Origin of the sequence: Pseudomonas sp. FW300-N2A2, assembly GCF_017351735.1 — a bacterium.
GTDB classification, from domain to species: Bacteria; Pseudomonadota; Gammaproteobacteria; order Pseudomonadales; family Pseudomonadaceae; genus Aquipseudomonas; species Aquipseudomonas migulae.
Window position 1 is genome coordinate 41,325 of record NZ_JACNDU010000028.1, and the last position, 21,240, is coordinate 62,564.

The 21,240-nt window shown below is 59.7% G+C and carries 25 protein-coding genes; 12 read left to right on the forward strand and 13 right to left on the reverse strand.

What is annotated here, in order from left to right; all coding sequences use genetic code 11:
* Positions 1–246 precede the first annotated feature (246 nt).
* Positions 247–1,038 (forward strand): crotonase/enoyl-CoA hydratase family protein, encoded by a 792-nt coding sequence (locus J4E42_RS24430; protein WP_207286356.1) that lies wholly within the window; start codon positions 247–249, stop codon positions 1,036–1,038.
* A 127-nt stretch (positions 1,039–1,165) separates the two neighbouring features.
* Here the strand turns inward: J4E42_RS24430 and J4E42_RS24435 are convergent, their stop codons facing one another.
* The gene (locus J4E42_RS24435; protein ID WP_008040534.1) at positions 1,166–1,921 is read right to left on the reverse strand and encodes a spermidine synthase; all 756 of its coding nucleotides are present in this window, start codon (positions 1,919–1,921) and stop codon (positions 1,166–1,168) included.
* A 149-nt stretch (positions 1,922–2,070) separates the two neighbouring features.
* Between J4E42_RS24435 and J4E42_RS24440 the strand changes: the two genes are divergently transcribed.
* Positions 2,071–3,417, forward strand: a complete 1,347-nt coding sequence (locus J4E42_RS24440; RefSeq protein ID WP_008031425.1) for a class II 3-deoxy-7-phosphoheptulonate synthase — start codon at positions 2,071–2,073, stop codon at positions 3,415–3,417.
* Positions 3,418–3,540: 123 nt separating this feature from the next.
* Here the strand turns inward: J4E42_RS24440 and J4E42_RS24445 are convergent, their stop codons facing one another.
* Together J4E42_RS24445 and J4E42_RS24450 are read right to left on the reverse strand one after the other, a co-directional pair.
* The gene (locus J4E42_RS24445; protein WP_207286357.1) at positions 3,541–4,770 is read right to left on the reverse strand and encodes a winged helix-turn-helix domain-containing protein; all 1,230 of its coding nucleotides are present in this window, start codon (positions 4,768–4,770) and stop codon (positions 3,541–3,543) included.
* 64 nt (positions 4,771–4,834) lie between these two features.
* Positions 4,835–5,050, reverse strand: coding sequence for a DUF1127 domain-containing protein (locus J4E42_RS24450; protein ID WP_008031420.1), 216 nt, complete (start codon positions 5,048–5,050; stop codon positions 4,835–4,837).
* A 96-nt stretch (positions 5,051–5,146) separates the two neighbouring features.
* Here J4E42_RS24450 and J4E42_RS24455 point away from each other — a divergent pair, with 96 nt between their 5' ends.
* Positions 5,147–6,001: a LysR substrate-binding domain-containing protein gene (locus tag J4E42_RS24455; protein WP_008031417.1), complete on the forward strand. Its 855-nt coding sequence runs from the start codon at positions 5,147–5,149 to the stop codon at positions 5,999–6,001.
* Here the strand turns inward: J4E42_RS24455 and J4E42_RS24460 are convergent.
* On the reverse strand, positions 5,991–6,740 hold the full coding sequence (locus tag J4E42_RS24460) for a sulfite exporter TauE/SafE family protein (RefSeq protein ID WP_032832543.1): 750 nt from the start codon (positions 6,738–6,740) through the stop codon (positions 5,991–5,993). The two genes, J4E42_RS24455 and J4E42_RS24460, sit on opposite strands and share 11 nt — an antisense overlap.
* Positions 6,741–6,850: 110 nt before the next feature.
* Between J4E42_RS24460 and J4E42_RS24465 the strand changes: the two genes are divergently transcribed.
* The 4 genes from J4E42_RS24465 (at position 6,851) to J4E42_RS24480 (ending at position 10,124) form a co-directional block, all read left to right on the forward strand.
* Positions 6,851–7,807, forward strand: a complete 957-nt coding sequence (locus J4E42_RS24465; protein WP_008031414.1) for a LysR family transcriptional regulator — start codon at positions 6,851–6,853, stop codon at positions 7,805–7,807.
* Between the two features lie 69 nt (positions 7,808–7,876).
* Complete coding sequence (locus J4E42_RS24470; RefSeq protein WP_008031411.1) at positions 7,877–8,338, forward strand: MarR family winged helix-turn-helix transcriptional regulator; 462 nt, start codon at positions 7,877–7,879, stop codon at positions 8,336–8,338.
* A 317-nt stretch (positions 8,339–8,655) separates the two neighbouring features.
* Entirely contained in the window at positions 8,656–9,075 is a 420-nt protein-coding gene (locus J4E42_RS24475) for an organic hydroperoxide resistance protein (RefSeq protein ID WP_008031409.1), read from the forward strand.
* Positions 9,076–9,107: 32 nt separating this feature from the next.
* Entirely contained in the window at positions 9,108–10,124 is a 1,017-nt protein-coding gene (locus tag J4E42_RS24480; RefSeq protein ID WP_207286358.1) for an alpha/beta hydrolase, read from the forward strand.
* Positions 10,125–10,292: 168 nt separating this feature from the next.
* Here J4E42_RS24480 and J4E42_RS24485 read toward each other — a convergent pair whose 3' ends face one another.
* Both J4E42_RS24485 and earP read right to left on the reverse strand, forming a co-directional pair.
* Complete coding sequence (locus tag J4E42_RS24485; protein WP_007943632.1) at positions 10,293–10,862, reverse strand: elongation factor P; 570 nt, start codon at positions 10,860–10,862, stop codon at positions 10,293–10,295.
* A gap of 48 nt (positions 10,863–10,910) precedes the next feature.
* Positions 10,911–12,068 (reverse strand): elongation factor P maturation arginine rhamnosyltransferase EarP, encoded by a 1,158-nt coding sequence (earP, locus tag J4E42_RS24490; protein WP_404943261.1) that lies wholly within the window; start codon positions 12,066–12,068, stop codon positions 10,911–10,913.
* Positions 12,069–12,192: 124 nt separating this feature from the next.
* Here earP and J4E42_RS24495 point away from each other — a divergent pair, with 124 nt between their 5' ends.
* On the forward strand, positions 12,193–12,603 hold the full coding sequence (locus tag J4E42_RS24495) for a hypothetical protein (RefSeq protein ID WP_008040529.1): 411 nt from the start codon (positions 12,193–12,195) through the stop codon (positions 12,601–12,603).
* A gap of 2 nt (positions 12,604–12,605) precedes the next feature.
* On the forward strand, positions 12,606–13,088 hold the full coding sequence (locus tag J4E42_RS24500; protein WP_008031400.1) for a GreA/GreB family elongation factor: 483 nt from the start codon (positions 12,606–12,608) through the stop codon (positions 13,086–13,088).
* Positions 13,089–13,095: 7 nt separating this feature from the next.
* On the opposite strand, the gene cysB is transcribed toward J4E42_RS24500, so the two are convergent.
* From cysB to J4E42_RS24525, 5 genes are all read right to left on the reverse strand, one after another.
* Positions 13,096–14,070, reverse strand: a complete 975-nt coding sequence (cysB, locus tag J4E42_RS24505; RefSeq protein WP_008031398.1) for an HTH-type transcriptional regulator CysB — start codon at positions 14,068–14,070, stop codon at positions 13,096–13,098.
* Positions 14,071–14,183: 113 nt separating this feature from the next.
* Positions 14,184–14,687 (reverse strand): universal stress protein, encoded by a 504-nt coding sequence (locus tag J4E42_RS24510; protein WP_008031396.1) that lies wholly within the window; start codon positions 14,685–14,687, stop codon positions 14,184–14,186.
* Between the two features lie 94 nt (positions 14,688–14,781).
* On the reverse strand, positions 14,782–15,687 hold the full coding sequence (locus J4E42_RS24515) for a 5'-nucleotidase (protein WP_008031392.1): 906 nt from the start codon (positions 15,685–15,687) through the stop codon (positions 14,782–14,784).
* A 25-nt stretch (positions 15,688–15,712) separates the two neighbouring features.
* Positions 15,713–16,669: a putative 2-dehydropantoate 2-reductase gene (locus J4E42_RS24520; protein WP_207286359.1), complete on the reverse strand. Its 957-nt coding sequence runs from the start codon at positions 16,667–16,669 to the stop codon at positions 15,713–15,715.
* On the reverse strand, positions 16,666–17,052 hold the full coding sequence (locus tag J4E42_RS24525; protein ID WP_207286360.1) for a co-chaperone YbbN: 387 nt from the start codon (positions 17,050–17,052) through the stop codon (positions 16,666–16,668). The genes J4E42_RS24520 and J4E42_RS24525 overlap by 4 nt, the downstream gene beginning before the upstream one ends.
* Between J4E42_RS24525 and J4E42_RS24530 the strand changes: the two genes are divergently transcribed.
* Both J4E42_RS24530 and J4E42_RS24535 read left to right on the forward strand, forming a co-directional pair.
* Positions 17,051–17,494 (forward strand): PilZ domain-containing protein, encoded by a 444-nt coding sequence (locus J4E42_RS24530; RefSeq protein ID WP_207286361.1) that lies wholly within the window; start codon positions 17,051–17,053, stop codon positions 17,492–17,494. The two genes, J4E42_RS24525 and J4E42_RS24530, sit on opposite strands and share 2 nt — an antisense overlap.
* A 162-nt stretch (positions 17,495–17,656) precedes the next feature.
* A complete protein-coding gene (locus J4E42_RS24535) occupies positions 17,657–18,733 on the forward strand; it encodes a 3-deoxy-7-phosphoheptulonate synthase (RefSeq protein WP_008031386.1) in 1,077 nt (358 codons plus the stop codon).
* Positions 18,734–18,793: 60 nt separating this feature from the next.
* Here the strand turns inward: J4E42_RS24535 and J4E42_RS24540 are convergent, their stop codons facing one another.
* Complete coding sequence (locus tag J4E42_RS24540; RefSeq protein ID WP_008031384.1) at positions 18,794–19,081, reverse strand: GNAT family N-acetyltransferase; 288 nt, start codon at positions 19,079–19,081, stop codon at positions 18,794–18,796.
* Between the two features lie 644 nt (positions 19,082–19,725).
* Here J4E42_RS24540 and oprI point away from each other — a divergent pair.
* Entirely contained in the window at positions 19,726–19,977 is a 252-nt protein-coding gene (gene oprI, locus J4E42_RS24545; RefSeq protein WP_003172710.1) for an outer membrane lipoprotei OprI, read from the forward strand.
* Between the two features lie 123 nt (positions 19,978–20,100).
* Here the strand turns inward: oprI and J4E42_RS24550 are convergent, their stop codons facing one another.
* Positions 20,101–21,072, reverse strand: a complete 972-nt coding sequence (locus J4E42_RS24550; RefSeq protein ID WP_008031383.1) for a L,D-transpeptidase family protein — start codon at positions 21,070–21,072, stop codon at positions 20,101–20,103.
* Positions 21,073–21,240 lie beyond the last annotated feature (168 nt).

Sequence of the window (21,240 nt, forward strand, 5' to 3'; positions counted from 1 at the left end):
ACCTAAACGCGGCCCGGTTAAAGGCCGGCGCGCACTATACCGGAATTCGCCCAAAAAGGGAGCATTATTTGTCGGAAAACTGACGGATACACCGTTGTGTCACAGGCTTTGCGGATAATCGTGCGACGGTCTATTTTTCAAAGGCCCGGCCCTGCTGGGGATGGCGCTAAAACGGTTCACCGTTGTGACTCGGACCTGCGGCCTCGCCTACCCCCTAAAACCCCTTCCCGTCCGAGGAATTGTTCGATGAATCAACCTGTTACCAGCCGTGTGACCTGCGAAAGGCGTGGCCATGTCCTGTTGATCGGCCTGGATCGGGTGGCCAAGCGCAATGCCTTCGACCTCGACCTGCTCAACGCACTCAGTCTGGCCTACGGCGAGTTCGAGGCTGACAGCGAAGCGCGGGTGGCGGTGGTGTTCGGCCATGGCGAGCATTTCACCGCCGGGCTTGACCTGGTCAGCGCCAGTTCGGCCCTGGCCGAGGGCTGGCAGGCACCGCCCGGCGGTTGCGATCCGTGGGGCGTGTTCGCGGGTCCGCGAGTCAGCAAACCGGTGATCGTCGCCGCGCAAGGTTATTGCCTGACCATCGGCATTGAGTTGATGCTCGCCGCCGACATCAACCTCTGCGCCAGTAACACCCGGTTTGCCCAGAAAGAAGTGCAGCGCGGGATTTTCCCGTTCGGCGGGGCCACATTGCGCCTGCATCAAGTCGCCGGTTGGGGCAATGCGATGCGCTGGCTGCTGACCGGGGATGAATTCGATGCGCGTGACGCGTTGCATCTGGGGTTGGTGCAGGAAGTCATGGCCAGCGAGGATTTGCTGCCCCGGGCGATCGAGCTGGCGGAGCGGATTGCCCGGCAGGCGCCGCTGGGGGTACAGGCGACGTTGATGTCTGCACGGCAGGCGCGTTATGAGGGCGAAACAGCCGCTGCGCTGGGGTTGCCGCCGCTGGTGAAGAGTTTGTTGGCGAGTGAGGATGCGAAGGAAGGCGTGCGGTCGATGGTTGAGAAGCGGCCGGGCATTTTCAAAGGGGTTTGAGGTTTGTGGCGAGGCGGATATTGTCTTCGCGGGCAAGCCTCGCTCCTACAGGGAAATGCGCACCCTTGTAGGAGCGAGCGGTGCGACGATTCGACTTGCCCGCGAAGAGGCCCTAAAGAACAACAAATCAAGTAGCCGGGCGAATCGCCTTGATCAACGACTGCAACGAATACCCCAACCGTGGCGCCAGCCCTTCGGCCCGCGCAACCAACCCATCCATGTCCAGTTCCTGATCCAGCTCCGACGGCACGAGCAGAATCACATTGCCCTCCTTCACCGGCAACTCCCAGTAATGCCGGTGATAGAGCCCACGCAACAGCGCCGCGCCCAACGGTTTGCCATCGTCGGTGGCCCACTGGTTGATCACCAGCCAGCCGCCCGGATTCAGGCGTTTCTGACAGTTTTCCAGAAAACTCCAGGCCAGATGCCCGACGCCCGGCCCGACATCGGTATAAAGGTCGACAAAAATCAGGTCGGCCGGCTCGGCGGTATCGAGCAGTTCCAGCGCATCGCCGACACGGATGTACAGCCGCGGGTCGTCATCCAGCCCCAGGTATTCGATGGCCAGGCGCGGCACGTCGGGCCGCAGCTCGATGGCTTCGACATCTTCCAGCGGCAAGAACTTCAGGCAAGCCTGAGTCAGCGTGCCGGCACCGAGGCCGAGGAACAGCGCGCTTTCCGGTTGCTCGTGGCACAACGCGCCAATCAACATGGCACGGGTGTAATCGTATTCGAGCCAGCTCGGGTCGGCGGTGAACACGCAGCTCTGTTCGATGGCATCACCGAACTCGAGAAAACGGTAATCGGCCACTTCCAGCACGCGAATCACGCCGAACTCGTCCTGTACCTCGGCGAGCAGATGCTCGACGCGCTCCTCAGTCATTTCGTCTCCAGATCGTCACCGGGCCCGGCAACGCAATGCACCGCAACATCAGGCGGCAAAGGCGCGATTGTCCGCGAAGCGACGGGAACAGGTCACGCACTAATTTGCTGATAACATGAACGTCCGAGCGTAAAACAACCGAGACCGTGATGAGCCAACCCTGGAGCCCTGACAGCTGGCGCGCCCTGCCGATCCAGCAACAACCCCACTACCCCGACGCGGCGCATTTGCTGCACGTCGAGCAAACCCTGGCGAGTTATCCGCCGCTGGTGTTTGCCGGTGAAGCCCGGGAGTTGCGACGTCAGTTTGCCGAAGTGACCCAGGGCCGCGCATTTCTGTTGCAGGGCGGCGATTGCGCCGAAAGCTTCGCCGAGTTCTCTGCCGCGAAAATCCGCGACACCTTTAAAGTGCTGTTGCAAATGGCCATCGTCATGACCTTCGCCGCGGGCTGCCCGGTGGTCAAGGTCGGGCGCATGGCCGGTCAGTTCGCCAAACCGCGTTCGGCCAACGACGAAACCATCGACGGCGTGACCCTGCCCGCCTACCGTGGCGACATCGTCAACGGCATCGGCTTCGACGAAAAAAGCCGTGTGCCGGACCCGGAGCGTCTGCTCCAGTCCTATCACCAGTCCACCGCGACCCTGAACCTGCTGCGCGCCTTCGCCCAGGGCGGCTTTGCCGACCTGCATCAGGTGCACAAGTGGAACCTGGACTTCATCGCCAACTCGGCGCTGGCGGAAAAATACAGCCACCTCGCCGATCGCATCGATGAAACCCTGGCGTTCATGCGCGCCTGCGGCATGGACAGCTCGCCACAACTGCGCGAAACCAGTTTCTTCACCGCCCACGAAGCGCTGCTGCTGAACTACGAAGAAGCCTTCGTGCGTCGCGACAGCCTGACCAACGACTACTACGATTGCTCGGCGCACATGTTGTGGATCGGCGACCGCACCCGTCAGCTCGACGGCGCTCATGTCGAATTCCTGCGTGGGGTGAACAACCCGATCGGGGTCAAGGTTGGTCCGAGCATGAACCCGGAAGACTTGATTCGCCTGATCGACGTGCTCAACCCGGACAACGATCCAGGTCGCTTGAACCTGATCGCACGGATGGGCGCGAACAAGGTTGGCGATCATTTGCCGCAACTGATCCGCGCGGTGCAGCGTGAAGGCAAGCAAGTGCTTTGGAGTTCCGATCCGATGCACGGCAACACCATCAAGGCCAGCAGCGGCTACAAGACCCGCGACTTTGCGCAGATTCTTGGCGAGGTGAAGCAGTTCTTCCAGGTGCACGAAGCGGAAGGCACCTATGCCGGCGGCATTCACATCGAGATGACCGGGCAGAATGTTACCGAGTGCATTGGTGGTGCGCGACCGATCACCGAGGATGGGTTGTCGGATCGGTATCACACCCATTGCGACCCGCGGATGAATGCGGATCAGTCGCTGGAGTTGGCGTTCCTTATTGCCGAAACCCTGAAACAAGTCCGCCGGTGAATCAGTAGGTTTTCGATCGCCTGACAGGCCGTCATCGCGAGCAGGCTCGCTCCCACATTGGACCGTGTCCGACAGGACAACTCGGTCAACTGTGGGAGCGAGCCTGCTCGCGATGGCATCAGTTCAGACACCACCAATACCGGCCAATGCCACCCGTAACCGCCCCGCACTCGCTCGCGGGCAATTCAACTGCACCCGCTCCAACCCCAGCCAATCCGCCATCCGCCGCAAATTCACCGCCAACGCCAGCATCCCTTCCTCATCCAGCCCCGGCTCTTCCTCATGCACGGCATGCACCGCCAACCGCCCCAACGCCCGCTCCGCACGCAAATCCACTCGCGCAGCAATCCGCTCGTTGTATAAAAACGGCAACACGTAATAGCCGTAGACCCGCTTGTCCGGCGGCGTATAAATCTCCAGCCGATAGCGAAAATCGAACAAACGCTCGGTACGACTGCGCTCCCAGATCAGCGAATCGAAGGGTGACAGCAAGGCACTGGCCTCAACCTTGCGCGGCACTTTCGGCTCTGGCAAACAAAAGCCCGGTTGCCGCCAACCCTGAACTTCACAGGTCAGCAACTCCCCGGCTTCCACCAGCTCCGCAAGGCGCGGACGCGCATCACCCGGGCTGAGCCGGAAGTAATCGCGCAGGTCCTTTTCCGTCGCCACACCCAAGGCATTCGCGGCGTGCAACAACAGCCCGCGCTGGGCCTCGTCCTCCGCGAGCAACGGCTGCTGCAGAATCGCCGAAGGAATCACCCGCTCGGGCAAATCATAGAGCCGCTCGAATCCACGCCGCCCGGCCACGGTCACTTCCCCGGCGGCGAACAACCATTCCAGCGCATGCTTTTCCGCGCTCCAGTCCCACCACGGCCCTGCCCGCTCCTGACGGGTCGAAAGGCTGCCGGCGCCCAGCGCGCCGAGCTCTTCAACCGAGGCCAGCACCCGCCGGACAGTGTCCTGTTGCTCACGCCCGAAACGTGCCAGCTGCTGATAGATATCTTCGCCACGACTCGCGCGCCGCATGCGCCAGCGCATCAACGGGTACATCGACAGCGGCAGCAACGAGGCTTCATGCCCCCAGTATTCGAACAGCGTACGTCGCCGGCCCGAACTCCAGGCAGCCTGGTCGAGCAAGTCGGATGAGTAATTGCCGAGGCGGGAAAACAAAGGAAGGTAGTGCGAACGCACCAACGCATTGACCGAATCGATCTGCAAGATGCCCAGCCGCTCGATCAGGCGATTGAGCTGCACCGCTTTGATCGCCGCTGGCGGCTGGCGCCCGTTGAATCCTTGGGCGGCCAGCGCCAGGCGTCGAGCCTGTTTGATGGAAAAGGACAGCGTTGCGGGCATGAGCATCTCCTTGTCTGCTCGCAACCTACCTCACCGGGAGACGGTTTGTGTAGTTGTGGCTTACTCATTTGTGCATCGGGTCATCCCAGAATGGGCGGACGGTTTCGTGCTCGACATCCGCACGACTGAGCCCGATGTCCTTCAACGCTTCGTCGCTCATGCCCGCCAACAACTCGCGTTCACGGTGCAATTCGTACCAGCGACTGATCTTGTGCAGTAAATCCGAGACGACGTGGATGGAATGTTTCTCTACCTCGACATAACCTTTTTGACCTTTCATCTTGTTGCCCTCCGTTTGGGATGGCTCAAGTGTCACGCCAGAGCTAAGATCAATCCAACGAATGTTTCTTATGCAATACATCTCGGAGATTGATGTATGTCCGCCTTCCCAAGTATCGACACCGAAGTGCTGCGCACCTTTGTGGCCATCGCCGATCAGGGCGGTTTCACCCGCGCAGGGGAGCTGGTCAACCGCACGCAATCCGCCGTCAGCATGCAAATGAAGCGGCTGGAAGAGGACGTGTTGCAGCGCCAACTGTTCCAGCGCGACGGCCGCCAGGTGCGGCTGACCGCTGAAGGCCAGGTGCTGCTGGGTTACGCCCGGCGCATCCTCAAGTTGCACAGCGAGGTGTTCAACACCCTGCGCGAACCGCACATGGTCGGCACGGTGCGGATCGGCACGCCGGACGATTACGTGATGCGTTTTCTGCCGGGGATTCTGCGGCGATTCGCCCAGTCATATCCGCTGATCCAGATCGAGGTGCACTGCGAATCATCAAAACAATTGCTGCTACGCCAGGATCTGGATTTATCCATCGTTACCCGCGAGCCGGGCAACGAGATCGGCCAGTTGCTGCGCAAGGAACGTTTCGTCTGGGCCGAAGCACAATGCTACAGCGCCCACGAGCAGACGCCGTTGCCGCTGGCGATGTTCAACAGTGATTGTTTCTGCCGGCTGTGGGCCTGCAATGCGCTGGACGCGATGGGTCGCGACTACCGCGTTGCCTACAACAGCTCAAGCCTGTCGGCGATCATGGCGGTGGTCAGCGCCGGCCTGGCCGTCACCGCACAACTGGAAAGCCTGATCACCCCGGACATGCGCATTCTCGGTGACGCCGAAGACCTGCCCTTGCTGCCTGAAGCCAGCATCATGCTGGTGCGCAACCTGCACAATCCGTCACCGATTACCGAATGCCTGGCCGAACACATCGTCGACGGCTTCAAACTTTAAACGCGAGCATCACCGCGCACAGCACCAGGAAGCCACAGAATAGCCCGCGCAGGAGGCGCTCCGGCATGGCGTGGGCGATCTTCACGCCCCAACTGATGCTCAGCAGTCCACCCACGGCCAACGGCACGCCGATCATCCAGTCCACTTGATGATGCACGGCATAGGTGACCAGCGTGACGCCCGTGCTGGGTAAGGCCAGTGCCAGCGACAACCCTTGGGCCACCACCTGGCTGGTGCCGAACAGGCTGGTCAGCACCGGCGTTGCCACCACCGCCCCGCCCACGCCAAACAATCCGCCCATGGTCCCGGACGCCGCGCCGAGCACACCCAGCCATGGCCAGGCGTAATTCATCTGCGAAGAAGCCGGCGCATTGGCGTAGAACATTCGCAGCAGGTTGTAGGCCGACAGCGCGATCAGGAAGGCGACAAATCCGATGCGCATGGTTTGCGCATCAATACCCACCGCCCAGATGGAGCCGGCCCAGGCAAAGCAAAACCCCATCGAGGCCAGCGGCAGCGCGTGACGCATTTCGATTTTGTTGCGCTGGTGATAACGCCATAGCGCCAGCATCACGTTAGGGACGACCATCACCAGCGCGGTGCCCTGGGCAATTTGCTGATCGAGACCGAACAACACGCCAAGCAACGGAATCGCGATCAGACCGCCGCCAATGCCAAACAAGCCGCCGAGGGTTCCCAGGGCTGCGCCAAATACCAGGTACATCAAAAACTCGATCACGGCCGATTTCCTTTTATCTCAGGCCATTCATCCTACGCAGTCGGCGCTGGCGGGGAAACGCACAGCAACGCACAATGGCTGTGCCAACTTCGCATAAGCATTGATACGCCATGAACCCTAATCAATTGACCGAACAACTCGGCCTGTTCCTCGACGTGCTGGAAACCGGCAGCTTTTCCGCTGCCTCTCGCCGTCATCCACTGACCCCTTCGGCTGTGGCGCGGCGCATCGATAGCCTGGAAAGCGCGGTCGGCAGCCAGTTGTTCATTCGCAGCACCCATGCCGTCCGCGCGACCCCGGCCGGCGTGGCGTTTGCCGAGCGTGCGCGGCGGATCGTGGCGGAATTGCAACTGGCCCGCGCCGAGGCGGTGTCCCTGAGCAGCGCGCCGGAAGGCTTGATCCGGATCGACGCGCCCGCCGCGTTCGGCCGACGGCATCTGGCGCCGGTGATCGCTGATTTTCTGATGCTGTACCCCGGCCTCGACGTGCAACTGCACCTGATCGACAGTTTTGTCGACATGCAGGGTTTGAATCTGGGCAAGGTCGATCTGGTGCTGCGTGCCGGGCAAATGGCCGATACCCGGCTGGTGGCCACGCCGCTGGCGAGCATGGTGCGCATCGCCTGCGCCAGCCCTGCGTACCTTCAACGCCGTGGCGTGCCGACCGACCCGGCGCAGTTGAGTGATCACGACGGCCTCGACTGGGATGGCCTGGCGCCGCCATTTGCCTGGCGTTTCGAGCAAAACGCAGAAATGCATTTGCATCGTCCCGGGCGCATCCGCATGAGCGCCAACAATGCCGAGGCGCTGGTCTGCGGTGCGCTGGCCGGGCTCGGTATCGCACACTTGCCGACCTGGTTGACCAGTGAATACCTGTTGCGCGGCGAACTGCTGCCGCTGTTCTGTGAACACGGCCTGCCACCGCCGGAAACCACCGGCATCTATGCGTTGCGTCTGGAGCAGCAACCCAACCCGAGGAGTCGTTTATTGCTGGAGTACCTGAAAGTCCGCTTCAGCCCTGTCCCGCCATGGGATCTGGCGCTGCGAACCAATCTGGACCGGCACTAGGTCAAAATTATCTGGCGCATTAAAGATTCGCCCGCTAGATTCATGAAGATCACTGATCAAGGCTTTGAGATGAACACCGAACGCGACACCACGGATAACTGCGACGACCTGCTGCTGGACAACCAGGCCTGCTTCGCCCTGCATTCCACTTCACTGCTGATGACCAAGGTCTACAAGCCGCTGCTGCAAGCGCTGGGCCTGACCTATCCGCAGTACCTGGCGATGATGGTGTTGTGGGAACGGGACGGTTTGACCGTAGGCGAAATCAGCACGCGCTTGCTGACCGATCCCGGCTCGCTGACCCCATTGCTCAAGCGCCTGGAAGTCGAAGGCTTGCTCAGCCGCACTCGCAGCCGCGAGGACGAGCGAGTGGTGATTGTCGAGCTGACTGAACAGGGCCGCGCGTTGCGGGACAAGGCGCGCGGCGTGCCCCAGTGCATCCTCGGCGCCAGCGGCATGACGCTTGAGCGGTTGCAAAAACTGCAAGCGGAGCTGCAAGTGCTGCGTAGTAATCTGCAGGACAGCCTTTAAGCGATCACCTGATAGATCGCGTTATCGTTCTTCGCGGGCAAGCCTCGCTCCTACAGACCGCACATGACCTGTAGGAGCGAGGCTTGCCCGCGAAAGCATCCTCGACGCCATAAAAAAATTTCTGCCTGTCACTCCCACACCAAAGCCTCTACATCAAGCCTCTCCCCGCCGAATGCATACCCTGCGCATGCTTTCAGGGAAACTTTTTTAAAAATTTATCTTGCGCGCTAAATATTAGCGCGATACATTCATCTCGCACTTACTTAGCGCGCAAACATTTAGCGCAAATCATCCAAACCTGAAACGAGGCCTACATCATGCAAACTCTCTACACCGCAATCGCAACCTCCACTGGCGGCCGTGACGGTCGTGCGGTTTCCAGCGACAACATCCTCGACGTCAAACTCGCGACCCCGAAAGAACTCGGCGGTGCTGGCGGCGCGGCCACTAACCCGGAACAACTGTTCGCTGCCGGTTACTCGGCCTGCTTCATCGGCGCACTGAAGTTCGTTGCCAGCCAGACCAAACGCAGCATCCCGGCCGACGCCTCGATCACTGCCCACGTCGGCATCGGCCAGATTCCTGGCGGCTTCGGTCTGGACATCGACCTGCACATCAGCCTTCCGGGTCTTGAACAAGCCGATGCGCAAACCCTGGTCGACGCGGCCCACCAGGTCTGCCCGTACTCCAACGCCACCCGCGGCAACGTCGAAGTGCGCCTGCACGTGACCGTCTAACCGTCGACTCCAAGACCGAACAGGAAATCAACATGAACACTTTCAGCAAAGTCTTGACCGGCACCCTTCTCGCCCTGTCCATCCACAGTGCATTCGCGGGCGACGGGGTTGAACACAACACCCAGGCGTTCCTCGATGTCCTGAATGCCGGCACCGGCAAACCGATGGAACAGCTTTCACCGAAAGATGCCCGGGCCATTTTGGTCGGCGCGCAAGCCGGGGTGAAACTGACGCTGCCAAAAGCGGACGTCAGCCAGAAGACCATTCAAGTCGACGGCCAACCGCTCAGCCTGACCATCGTCCGGCCGGCCGGGGTCAAAGGCGAGCTGCCGGTGTTCATGTTCTTCCACGGCGGCGGCTGGGTGCTGGGGGACTTCCCGACCCACGAGCGGCTGGTTCGGGATCTGGTCACGGGTTCGGGGGCAGCGGCGGTGTTCGTCAACTACACCCCTTCGCCGGAAGCGCATTACCCGGTGGCGATCAACCAGGCTTACGCGGCCACTAAATGGGTGGCCGAGCACGACAAAGAGATCAACGTCGATGGCAAGCGACTGGCCGTGGCCGGTAACAGTGTCGGCGGCAACATGGCGGCCGTGGTTGCGCTGATGGCCAAAGACAAAGGCACCCCGGCGATCAAGTTCCAGGTGCTGTTGTGGCCGGTGACCGACGCCAGCTTTGAAACGGCGTCTTACAACCAGTTTGCCGAAGGGCACTTCCTCACCAAAAACATGATGAAGTGGTTCTGGGACAACTACACCACCGACGCCAAGCAACGTAACGAGATCTACGCTTCACCGCTGCGGGCGACCACCGCACAACTCAAGGGCTTGCCACCTGCACTGGTGCAGACGGCCGGGGCTGATGTGCTGCGCGATGAGGGTGAAGCCTATGCGCGCAAACTGGATGAGGCGGGTGTGCCGGTCACGGCGGTGCGTTACAACGGCATGATTCACGATTACGGTTTGCTGAACGTAGTGAGCCAGGTGCCAGCGGTTCGCTCCGCAATGCTGCAAGCGTCCGAAGAACTGAAGCAACACCTGAAGAAGTAACACCACTCACCCTGTAGGAGCCGGCTTGCCGGCGATAGCGATCTTGAGGACGCCATCGCCGGCAAGCCGGCTCCTACAAGGTCCGCGTCATGTTCCAGTCAGCGTGTTTCTGGCAGGCACAAAAAAGCCCGACTCAATGGTCGGGCTTTTTCATTCCTGAAGCAGTGCTTATTTAGCACGGCCTTTGTAGGAACCGCCTTCGCGGGTATCGATCTCGATCATGTCGCCGATTTCGATGAAGTCAGCAACCGACAGCTCGGTACCGTTCTTCAGTTTGGCAGGCTTCATTACCTTGCCGGAAGTGTCGCCGCGAGCGGAACCTTCGGTGTAGTCAACCTGACGCACGATAGTGGTCGGCAGTTCTACGGAAACCAGACGCTCTTCGAAGAAGATCGCTTCGCAAACATCGGTCATGCCTTCTTCAACGAAAGGCAGAACGGCTTCGATGTCTTCAGCGTTCAGCTCGTACATGGTGTAGTCGGTGGTGTCCATGAACGTGTAGGTGTCGCCGCTGATGAAGGACAGGGTCGCTTCTTTGCGGTCGAGGATTACGTCGTCCAGTTTGTCGTCAGCGCTGTAAACGATCTCGGTCTTGTAACCGGTCAGCAGGTTTTTCAGCTTGGTCTTCATGATCGCGCTGTTACGACCGGATTTGGTGAATTCAGCTTTCTGAACCAACCATGGATCGTTTTCGAGACGGATCACGGTACCGGGTTTCAGTTCTTTACCAGTTTTCATTGCGAATATCCGAATTTGGATGGGATTTACAAAAATCTAGGCCGCGTATCATATCCAATTTAGGTAAAACTGTACCAGCGCTGCGGCAAGATCAGCCTGCAAAGCCTGTTCCAGACACCACGCTTCGGCGTGTTTTTGCAGTTCTGGCCAGTGTTTACGGGTCGTAGCCCAATGGTCGGACATATCATGCCCGGCATTCCACTCTCGCCAAAGACCGCTGATCGCCTCGCGGGCAGGCGCAGACAGGCCTTTTGTGTAGAGCGTGAGGAAGGCTTCGAGCTTGTCCAGGTGAATGTCTTCGTCCTGCCGATAGATGTGCCAGAGCAGCGGCCGCCCTGCCCATTGCGCGCGGACAAACGAATCTTCGCCGCGCACGGCGTTGAAATCGCAGCACCAAAGCAGGTGATCGTATTGATCCTGTCGGACGAACGGCAGCACTTGCACGGTCAATGACTCGCGCACATGCACCGCGCCAGCCGCCAAACCCTCGACACCGAGCCAACGCTCGACATCACCGAGAATCCGCCCTTCGGGCACCAGCAGATGCGTGGGCACGGAATCTGCGGCCAGGACATCCAGCCAACTGGCCAGGCCGGCATTTTCGTAGGCGAACAGCGAAATCAACTGCGCGCCTTGCGCCCGATCAATCCCTAAACCTTGCAGGAATGCGCGCTGAGCCTCGGGGTCTTGCTGAAATTGCCGACGCCGTTCCAGCAATCCGCTTTCACGCAGCAAGCCACCGGTGCCCTTTTGGAACCCCGGAAAGAAAAAGAACTTCTGCACGTTTTTGTACTTCACCGACGGCAAGCCGTGGCAGCCGACGACCCAATCCTCAGCGCTCAGGTAGTCGAGGTTCAACCACAGCGGCGCCTTCTCCCGCGCCGCCATGGCCTCCATGTAAGCACTCGGCAACTGGCAGGCGAATGCGGCGATCACCACATCAGCCGCGTCAGTCGGCTGCCAGTCGGCCGTCCACTGACGCACCTCGACCCCCTCCTGCCACTGCTGTGAAAGGTTGAGATCAATGGCTGGGCACAAACGCTCGAAGGCCCGCAAATCATCGACCCACAAACGCACGTCCATCGCATGTTCGGCCACCAATTGGCGGGCCAGGCGCCAGGTCACACCGATGTCGCCAAAGTTATCGACCACGGTGCAAAAAATATCCCAGCGCCTTCGGTTTTTCATTTGAGGCATTTCAGGCATTCCAGGCTCCCGTTGGCAAAGGCGCCGATTGTCCGCATAAATTACCCCGTGCAGAAGAGCCGACGGCTATTAATCTTCATGCGACAATCGCCACTCGCCCGCGACCACCCGCCAGGAGGCAGTCATGCCCTACCGTCCCAATCCGCGCCGCCGCTTGCCGATCCAGCTTAATGCCCTGCAACTGACGGGCAGTATTGCCCTCGGATTGTGGCTGGGTTTCCTCGCGATCGCACTGACCTGCTGGCTCGCCTCGCGCCTGTTGTTCAGCGAGCAACTGGCGCCCGTCGCGCAAGCGGTGGAGCAATTGGCCAAGCCGCCGGTAGTGGTACAACCGGTGCCGGACATTCCGCCGCAGAGCCCGATGTTCCAGCAATACGAAGAGAACCTGCGCAAGAACGAGCAGGCACAACGGCTGGATCAGGCGCGCAGCAGCAACCGTAATCTGTCGAACCCCAATTGCCAGTTCTGGCTGCAACAGGACCGCACCGCACCAAGCGAAAAAAGCCGCGCCAATGTCCTGCAATTCTGCGATTGATCATGAATAAGCAAACCGTCCACCAACTGATTATCGACAAGCTGCGGATTGATCTCGACATTGCCGAGCGTGCCGCGCAAACCGCTTACGAAACGGCGACCCACGAAGAAAACATCGCCGAAAACAAGTACGACACCCTGGGCCTGGAGGCGTCATATCTGGCGGCCGGGCAGGCAAAGCGCGTGGAGGAAATCAGGCAGTCACTGACGCTGTGCCAGAACCTGACGCTGCGGCCTTATGACGACCAGCGCGGCATCGAAGTCGGCGCCCTGCTCGGTCTCGAAGACGAAAAGGGACGTGAGCAATGGCTGTTCCTGGCGCCCGACGCGGCGGGCTTGAAGGTCGACTTGGTGGGGCAATGGATTACCGTCATCACCCCTCGCTCGCCGCTGGGCAAAAGCCTGCTGGGCAAGTTCGAGGGGGACGAGGTGGAGATTCTGGTGGCGGGTGCTCGGCAACAGTTTTCTGTTACCGAGGTGGTTTAGCGGGAGATCAATGAACCGGCAGTTCGACGCCGTCGAATAGCTCTTCCAGTTCCTGCTTGTTGTGGCACTGAATGGCTTTGGCCATGACTTCGCGGGTCAGGTGCGGGGCGAACTTCTCGATGAAGTCGCACATGAAACCACGCAGGAAGGTGCCGCGACGGAAACCGATTTTGGTGATGCTGGATTCGAACAATTCGCTGGCATCGAGCACCACCAGGTCATTATCGAGCTTGGTATCGACCGCCATTTTCGCCACGATGCCCACGCCCAACCCCAGGCGAACGTAAGTCTTGATCACGTCGGCGTCGGCGGCGGTGAACACCACTTTCGGCGTCAGGCCGCGATGGCTGAAGGCTTCGTCGAGTTTCGAACGGCCGGTGAAACCGAACACGTAAGTCACGATCGGGTATTCGGCCAGCGCTTCGAGAGTCAGCTTCGACAGCTTGGTCAACGGGTGGCCCTGAGGCACGACCACGCAGCGGTTCCAGCGGTAGCACGGCATCATCACCAGGTCACCGAACAGCTCCAGCGCTTCAGTCGCGATGGCGAAATCGACGGTGCCGTCAGCGGCCATTTCGGCGATCTGCATCGGCGAACCCTGGTGCATGTGCAGCGCAACATCCGGGTATTGTTTGATGAAATTGCTGATCACCGGCGGCAACGCATAACGCGCCTGGGTGTGCGTGGTGGCGATCGACAGGGTGCCTTTCTTCTCGTTGGAGAATTCCTGGGCGATCTGCTTGATGCTTTCAACCTTGCGCAGGATCTCGCCGGCGGTGGTGATGATGCGCTCGCCGGCCGGGGTGACGCGGGTCAGGTGCTTGCCGCTGCGAGCAAAAACCTCGACGCCCAATTCGTCTTCCAGCAGACGGATCTGCTTGCTGATGCCCGGTTGCGAGGTGTAAAGGCTTTGGGCTGTAGCGGAAACGTTGAGGTCGTGGTGCGCCACTTCCCAGATGTAGCGCAATTGTTGAAGCTTCATATGAATCCCTCAAAGCAGGTAGACGCCACGGGCATCAGCGACGGTATATAACTATATTAATGGTTTGAAGAATAAATCTAGAACTTTTTTATCAAACTGCCACTATTCGTGGACTAGCGGTCCCCTTGGCGACGGCGTTCCACCAGCGGCACCAGATAGACCGGGACCCGAGCCAACTGCAACACCCGCGCTGCGGTCCGCCCCAAAGGCGTTTCCGCGCCAGCACCATGGCTATGACTACCTACGATCAACAAATCCACGGAGAGTTTCTGCGCCTGTTCGAGAATCACCTGCGACGGATCGCCCTGAAGCACCCGCACCGCTTGTATCCGCTCCAGATCCTGCTCCCCTTCATCCCCCAGTTCTTCACGAAAACTGTCGAGCACGCGCTGCTCGATATTGGCGATCACGGTGTTCAGGCCCTGACTGTGAAACTCGTTCAGCGCCTGCTCATCGAGGTAACTCTGAAGCACCGATTCGGCAAACAGCCCCATGGGTTCAACCGCGTGCACTACATACAGGTCGGCATTGAATGTTCGAGCCAGCTCCAGGGCATGCTGCATCACCAAAGGGGCGTACAGGCCGAGGTCAGTGGCATAGAGCATCGAACGAATCATATGACCTCCTCGAGTGCCAACATGGCGGAGATTGATTCAGCTTAGCAGTGCCTTGGCGAGTGCGACGTCCCGCGTAACGCGTTGAACGGCGGGCTTAAACCTTTTGCTCATTGCTTATGCCATGCGGCACATGGCCGGTAGCGACCACCTCGCGAGCCAACTCGCAATGACCGGCCTGATCGTCGAAAAACACGTCAGCGGCAAAGGCTTCAAGGAAAGCGGACTTGGTCAGGCCACCCAGAAACAGCGATTCGTCCAGACGAATATCCCACTCGCGCAGGGTCCGAATCACCCGTTCATGGGCCGGTGCGGAACGCGCGGTGACCAGCGCGGTACGGATCGGACAGTCGTCCTCCGGGAACTCGCGCTGCAACAGATTGAGCGCCGCGAGAAAGCCCTTGAACGGCCCACCGCGCAAGGGCTCGCGGGCGCTTTCGCGTTCGCTGGCCTGGAACGCTTCAAGGCCGCCCGCCTGATAAACCCGCTCCGACTCGTCGGAAAACAGCACGGCGTCACCGTCGAAGGCAATCCGCAATTCATCGCTGGCCGCACGGCTGGCGCCGCCCGACAGAATGGTCGCCGCCGCGAACCCGGCATCCAGCGCACTGCGCACGTCTTCGGCATGGGTCGAGAGGAACAGGTCGCAGCCAAACGCCTTGAGGTACGGATAGGGACTGCGCCCGCCGACAAATGCCGCGCGCGAAATCGCCAGCCCGTAATGGTGAATCGAGTTGAACACCCGCAGCCCGGTGTCGGCACTGTTGCGCGACACCAGGATCACCTCGACCCTGGCGCGGCCGAGGCTGGCGTTCAGGTTCAGGAGTTTTTCAACGAGAGGGAATGCGTCGCCGGGCTCGAGGATTTCGTCTTCGTGTTCGATCTGATATTGCCGATAGGCCTCGACGCCGCTCGACAGATAAACCTTGTGGCTTTCGCTCAGGTCGAACAGCGCACGCGAAGAAATCGCCAGTACCAGTTTGTCGTCAATCGTCTTTGCCATGCCCTTCCCCCTCGGGTTGATCGACTCAGGTGTTGCGTCGATCGATAAAACTCAAACTGCGATACAACGCGTCGATTCGCGGCAATTCGCACCCGACAGCCTTGGCCGCCGCCAGTGGCCGGGCGTAAATGGCCGCCAGTTCCAGCGGTCGCTTGTGCAAAAAGTCGTGGTGCATGCTCGGCCAGTAGTCCGGCATTTTCTCGGTCATCATGAACAGATAATCGGCATAACCGGCCGGCATGTCGTGACCGCAAGCCTTCGCGCCCAAGACCACTTCGGCCATCAAGGCCTTGATCAGTTCGCGGCTGTCGGCGTCGGCCATCAACGCTGTGGTGCCCGCACCGAGCAGAACCGAGAGGCCGTTGTAAGGAATATTCCAGACCAGTTTTTGCCAGCGCGCCTGTTGCAGGTTCGCCATGGCCTGGGAATCGATGCCGGCGCTGCGGAACAACCCGGCGCCCTCCTCGACAATCGCCATGCGCGCCTGCTCATCGCCAGCGGGGCCACTGTGGTAGCCGACGTTCACCGCGCCGAGGGCCTGATGGGTGATCGCGCCCGGGCCGGTGCGATGCACGCAGATCAGACAAAGCCCGCCGAGCAGGTGCAGCGTATCAGGGAGCAATGCCCGCAGACTGTCTTCGACGTCCAGGCCGTTTTGCAGCAGCAGTACCTTGGCATTCGGCGCTGCGGCTTGAATGATCGCCGGCGCCAGACCGGCATTGCTGGTGGTCTTCGCGCCCACCAGCAACCAGTCGCAGGGCGGCATGTCCTCGGCCGACGAATAGGCCTGAACCGGATTCAACGTCAGCGCGCCGTGCGGTGCACTGTCGACGTGAAGTCCGTGCTCGGCCACCGCCGAAAACTCGCTGCGCAGCAGAAAGTGCACATCGAAACCGGCACGCGCCAGCATGACCCCGTAAAACCCGCCGATCGCACCGGTTCCGATAATACCGATGGTCGGTTTGGCAACTGCAGCCGTCATGGCAACTCCTCTGCTGTTCTCGTCAACGCCTGACCTACGGCCTCATTCAGCTCGGTAGCGGTCAGGCGTGATCTTAGTGCCCCGAAGAACTCACCGTCGCGCACCACAAACAGCGCCGGCAAATGAAAGACCTGATAACGCTCGACCACCCCGCCGTTGTCCCCGGCATCGATCCAGCACAAGCGATCGACATCCAGATCGAGCCTGGGCAATTGCTCTCGGGCAAAACGGCAACTGGCGCAGCCGACGCTGGTAAAAACAACCAGCGAAACGCCGCTCATCGCCAGCAACCGTTGGTCGGCGTCGAAATCGGTCAGTGCCAATTCGACCACTATACTGGGGGAAACAATGTCAGATGGCCGACACATGGAGTCCGTGCTCATGGGACGTTTTATTCCTCATCCTGACGATGTACCCGTCGAATTAACGTTGCTAAAACCTGAGTGTATTTCACGGCAACAGCTGCACACTATCAGCCTCGGGGGCATGGCTTGCAATTACCACCGCGCCTGGCGTCACGGTACCGCGCTGGAAATCCGCATGCCGACCTTGAACCCCGATATGCGTTTTCTGGGCTACGTGGCCTGGTGCTTGCGACGCAAGCGCGGCTACCTGGTAGGCATTGCCTTTGTTGACGAGCAGATGATGTTCAGTGCCCGAATGGGCGAACAGGTGTGTCAGATCGAGCGTTACTGTCGCTTGCATGACGCCCACGACGACCTGCAGGAAACCCAGGCGCTGGCCCTCGAATGGGTCCAGCAGCACGCCGACGAGTTCTCCCACGACACGGTTCGCAAGGCATTTGCGCAGGCGGTGCTGGATTAAGGGACGTCATCAATTCGTTGCGAATGGCCCTTAAACCGCTGTCTGCCCATTGTCGAGCCACGGTGTAACGCGCTAAGGTTCCGCTCCCCGACGCGCTTAATTTGCTGTGCTCCGCCGCGCGGGTTCGCTGGCGGCCGGCACCCGTGACCTGACGAGTAAACGATGGCTGATTTACCGATCAACGACCTAAACGTCGCCTCCAACGAGACGCTGATCACTCCTGACCAGCTCAAGCGTGATATCCCTCTGAGCGACGCTGCCCTGCGCACCGTCACCAAGGGTCGCGAAGTCATTCGCAACATTCTTGATGGCACCGACCACCGCCTGTTTGTCGTCATCGGGCCGTGCTCGATCCACGACATCAAGGCTGCCCACGAATACGCCGAGCGCCTGAAAGTGCTGGCAGCGGAAGTGTCCGATACGCTGTATCTGGTCATGCGCGTGTATTTCGAGAAGCCACGCACCACCGTCGGCTGGAAAGGCTTGATCAACGACCCGTACCTGGACGACTCCTTCAAGATTCAGGACGGTCTGCACATTGGTCGTCAGTTGCTGCTGGACCTGGCCGAAATGGGCCTGCCGACCGCAACCGAAGCCCTTGACCCGATCTCTCCGCAATATTTGCAGGACCTGATCAGCTGGTCGGCCATCGGCGCGCGCACCACCGAATCCCAGACTCACCGTGAGATGGCCTCCGGCCTGTCCTCGGCGGTCGGCTTCAAAAACGGCACCGACGGCGGCCTGACCGTAGCGATCAACGCCCTGCAATCGGTTTCCAGCCCGCATCGTTTCCTGGGGATCAACCAGGAAGGTGGCGTGTCGATCGTTACCACCAAGGGCAATGCCTACGGTCACGTGGTGCTGCGCGGCGGCAACGGCAAGCCGAACTACGATTCGGTCAGCGTCGCACTGTGCGAACAAGCGCTGAACAAAGCGAAGATCAAGCCGAACATCATGGTCGATTGCAGCCACGCCAACTCCAACAAGGACCCGGCCCTGCAACCGCTGGTGATGGAGAACGTCGCCAACCAGATCCTCGAAGGCAACCGGTCGATCATCGGCCTGATGGTCGAAAGTCATCTGAACTGGGGCTGCCAGGCGATCCCGAAAGACCTCGCCGACCTGCAATACGGCGTGTCGATCACCGATGCCTGCATCGACTGGTCCGCCACCGAAAACACCTTGCGCAGCATGCACGCCAAGCTCAAGGATGTGCTGCCTAAACGTGATCGCACCTGATCACTGTTCAGCGCACACAAAAACGCCGGGCTTAACCCGGCGTTTTTTTATGCGTTCGTTTTACTGGCTCAGCTTGGCCGCATGCCGCTGGTGGCGCTCCATGTAGCGCTCCACGTAGGAACACGATGGAATCACGGTGTAGCCCATTTCCTCGGCGTACTCCAGCGCCTTCTCGGTCAAGGCTGCCGCAATGCCGCGACCACGCAATGCATTGGGCACGAAGGTGCGATAGATATCCAGAGTCTGTTTCCCCAGATCCATATAGGTCAGGTAGGCACGATGACCGTCCACATTGGTCTCGAACTGATGACCTGCCTGGTCATGGTTGATGGACAACGCCTCGCTCATCACAACTCCTCTGCGGGTCTTGAATTCTGACCCCTACCTTACCGATGTTTTTCCGGCGAAGGAACATCTACGCCACCCCCGTGCCTGAATGGACACCGAGAAGAGCTGCACCGATCTCGCGCAACCGAGCACGTATCAAATAGTAGGCACCATTGGCAGAAATGCTCAAGGTGCGCTCGTCATCACGCGGGGTTGGGCGGGTGCTGCTCCGGGTTACGCAGGGACGGCTCGACCGAAGCGCTCTGCGGGTCGATAGCCTGAACATTGCCGGATGTTGAGACTTAAGACGAGCGTCCCTCTATTAAGTCACCTCAACTAGGCGAAAGAGTTTGAGAGGTGCCGCGCAAATTCCGAACAAAAGTGTAGACGAATCCATCTAGACAGACTTTAGCCAAGATGGGAAAAACAGTCCTGCCTCCGGGAACTTTTTCGTGCCAACTCGCTCAGCTCGGGCCTTGCAGCTGGATATTTTTTAATCAATCGCAAGTAAAAGTTGCTCGAAAAAGAATCAACGCCTACAATTTTTTTTGCTTCTTGCTTTACGTCAGTTTACTTACGACAAGTAATGGGTAGTATGTACGCCGGCTATTTCCTCACTCTGAGGAGACAGCTACTTTAATTGAAAGTCCTTGAAGGGGAACACGATGAACAACGTTCTGAAATTCTCTGCTCTGGCTCTGGCCGCAGTTCTGGCTACCGGTTGCAGCAGCGTATCGAAAGAAACCGAAGCACGTCTGACCGCTACTGAAGACGCAGCTGCTCGCTCCCAGGCTCGTGCAGACGAAGCTTACCGTAAAGCTGATGAAGCTCTGGCTGCTGCTCAAAAAGCACAACAGACTGCTGACGAAGCTAACGAGCGTGCTCTGCGCATGCTGGAAAAAGCTAGCCGCAAGTAATAATCCTTCGGGGTTGTTATCAAGCCGACCCATTTTTTGGGTCGGCTTTTTTATTGCCCGGCGTTTGTCCAGGCAATAAAAAACCCGCCGACGCTCTCAGCGCCGGCGGGTTCTGTTCAAGCCTTACTGCAACGGATCGATCGGTGCACTCGTCACCATCGGCGCAGAAGTATTCGGCACGGCGATTTCCACCGGCAGGCCATCTTCAGCCGCAACCACATCACGCACCACATCCCAGTTCATGCGCAGGTTGTTGGTGATGTCTTCGCGCTTGAGCATCGCGTTGATCACAGCCGTGTGCTTGTCGACGACCGACGGGTTGCCCTTGTCGTCCAGCGGCGTGTGCGCTTCCAGATACACCTTGCCGCCACTTACACCGAACTTGTACGGGTCGTTGAGAATGCGCACTGACGTGCCGACCGGCACCATGCCTGCCATTTGCAGCACGTTGTTGTTGAACATGCGGAAGCAGCCGTGGCTGGTGCGCATGCCGATGCCGAACTTCTTGTTCGAACCGTGGATCAGGTAGCCCGGTGTGCCCAGGGTGAACTTGAACGGGCCCAGCGGGTTGTCCGGGCCGGCCGGCACGACGTTCGGCAGCGGATCGCCGTCAGCGGCGTGCTCGGCCTTGATCGACGCTGGAGGGGTCCAGGTCGGGTTCGGCGTCTTCGCAACGATGCTGGTGTGGGCAATCGGCGAACCCCAGCCTTCACGACCGATACCCAGCGGGAAGGTGTAGACCACGTTCCGGCCTTTCGGGAAGTAGTAGAGGCGGTATTCAGCCAGGTTGATGACGATGCCTTCACGTGGGCCTGGCGGCAGGATGAAGCGCGTCGGCAGCACGATCTCGGTGCCGGCACCCGGCAACCATGGATCGACGCCAGGGTTGGCCGCGACCATTTCCGAGTAGCCCAGATCGTAGGTGGTGCCAAGGTCGGCGAAGGTGTCTTCGTACTTGGCCTTGATCACTTGCACCTGGCCGATGATGTCTTCACCGGGCGGTGGCAGGGGTAGCTCCAATGCTGCTACGGGGCCTGCCACACAAAGGGCGGCAAGAGTCAGGCAGCGGGTGACGGCAGGAAAGCGCGGCAACATCCGGAAAATCCTTCGCATAATCGACTGGGGTTTAAGAACGCAATTGTACACTGGCGCTCTGGTATTCGGGGAGAGACACCGATAGAGCGTGAATTGGCTGCGATATTTTTTCAGGGGGCATATCCGTTTCTGCGGTAACGGCCGCTAATGGTTCCGCTTTTACAGCGG

Coding starts and splice junctions, on each gene's coding strand:
- J4E42_RS24430 (WP_207286356.1), top strand. CDS start 247: ATGAATCAACCTGTTACCAGCCGTGTGACCTGCGAAAGGCGTGGCCAT.
- J4E42_RS24435 (WP_008040534.1), bottom strand. CDS start 1,921: ATGACTGAGGAGCGCGTCGAGCATCTGCTCGCCGAGGTACAGGACGAG.
- J4E42_RS24440 (WP_008031425.1), top strand. CDS start 2,071: ATGAGCCAACCCTGGAGCCCTGACAGCTGGCGCGCCCTGCCGATCCAG.
- J4E42_RS24445 (WP_207286357.1), bottom strand. CDS start 4,770: ATGCCCGCAACGCTGTCCTTTTCCATCAAACAGGCTCGACGCCTGGCG.
- J4E42_RS24450 (WP_008031420.1), bottom strand. CDS start 5,050: ATGAAAGGTCAAAAAGGTTATGTCGAGGTAGAGAAACATTCCATCCAC.
- J4E42_RS24455 (WP_008031417.1), top strand. CDS start 5,147: ATGTCCGCCTTCCCAAGTATCGACACCGAAGTGCTGCGCACCTTTGTG.
- J4E42_RS24465 (WP_008031414.1), top strand. CDS start 6,851: ATGAACCCTAATCAATTGACCGAACAACTCGGCCTGTTCCTCGACGTG.
- J4E42_RS24470 (WP_008031411.1), top strand. CDS start 7,877: ATGAACACCGAACGCGACACCACGGATAACTGCGACGACCTGCTGCTG.
- J4E42_RS24475 (WP_008031409.1), top strand. CDS start 8,656: ATGCAAACTCTCTACACCGCAATCGCAACCTCCACTGGCGGCCGTGAC.
- J4E42_RS24480 (WP_207286358.1), top strand. CDS start 9,108: ATGAACACTTTCAGCAAAGTCTTGACCGGCACCCTTCTCGCCCTGTCC.
- J4E42_RS24485 (WP_007943632.1), bottom strand. CDS start 10,862: ATGAAAACTGGTAAAGAACTGAAACCCGGTACCGTGATCCGTCTCGAA.
- earP (WP_404943261.1), bottom strand. CDS start 12,068: ATGCCTGAAATGCCTCAAATGAAAAACCGAAGGCGCTGGGATATTTTT.
- J4E42_RS24495 (WP_008040529.1), top strand. CDS start 12,193: ATGCCCTACCGTCCCAATCCGCGCCGCCGCTTGCCGATCCAGCTTAAT.
- J4E42_RS24500 (WP_008031400.1), top strand. CDS start 12,606: ATGAATAAGCAAACCGTCCACCAACTGATTATCGACAAGCTGCGGATT.
- cysB (WP_008031398.1), bottom strand. CDS start 14,070: ATGAAGCTTCAACAATTGCGCTACATCTGGGAAGTGGCGCACCACGAC.
- J4E42_RS24510 (WP_008031396.1), bottom strand. CDS start 14,687: ATGATTCGTTCGATGCTCTATGCCACTGACCTCGGCCTGTACGCCCCT.
- J4E42_RS24515 (WP_008031392.1), bottom strand. CDS start 15,687: ATGGCAAAGACGATTGACGACAAACTGGTACTGGCGATTTCTTCGCGT.
- J4E42_RS24520 (WP_207286359.1), bottom strand. CDS start 16,669: ATGACGGCTGCAGTTGCCAAACCGACCATCGGTATTATCGGAACCGGT.
- J4E42_RS24530 (WP_207286361.1), top strand. CDS start 17,051: ATGGGACGTTTTATTCCTCATCCTGACGATGTACCCGTCGAATTAACG.
- J4E42_RS24525 (WP_207286360.1), bottom strand. CDS start 17,052: ATGAGCACGGACTCCATGTGTCGGCCATCTGACATTGTTTCCCCCAGT.
- J4E42_RS24535 (WP_008031386.1), top strand. CDS start 17,657: ATGGCTGATTTACCGATCAACGACCTAAACGTCGCCTCCAACGAGACG.
- J4E42_RS24540 (WP_008031384.1), bottom strand. CDS start 19,081: ATGAGCGAGGCGTTGTCCATCAACCATGACCAGGCAGGTCATCAGTTC.
- oprI (WP_003172710.1), top strand. CDS start 19,726: ATGAACAACGTTCTGAAATTCTCTGCTCTGGCTCTGGCCGCAGTTCTG.
- J4E42_RS24550 (WP_008031383.1), bottom strand. CDS start 21,072: ATGTTGCCGCGCTTTCCTGCCGTCACCCGCTGCCTGACTCTTGCCGCC.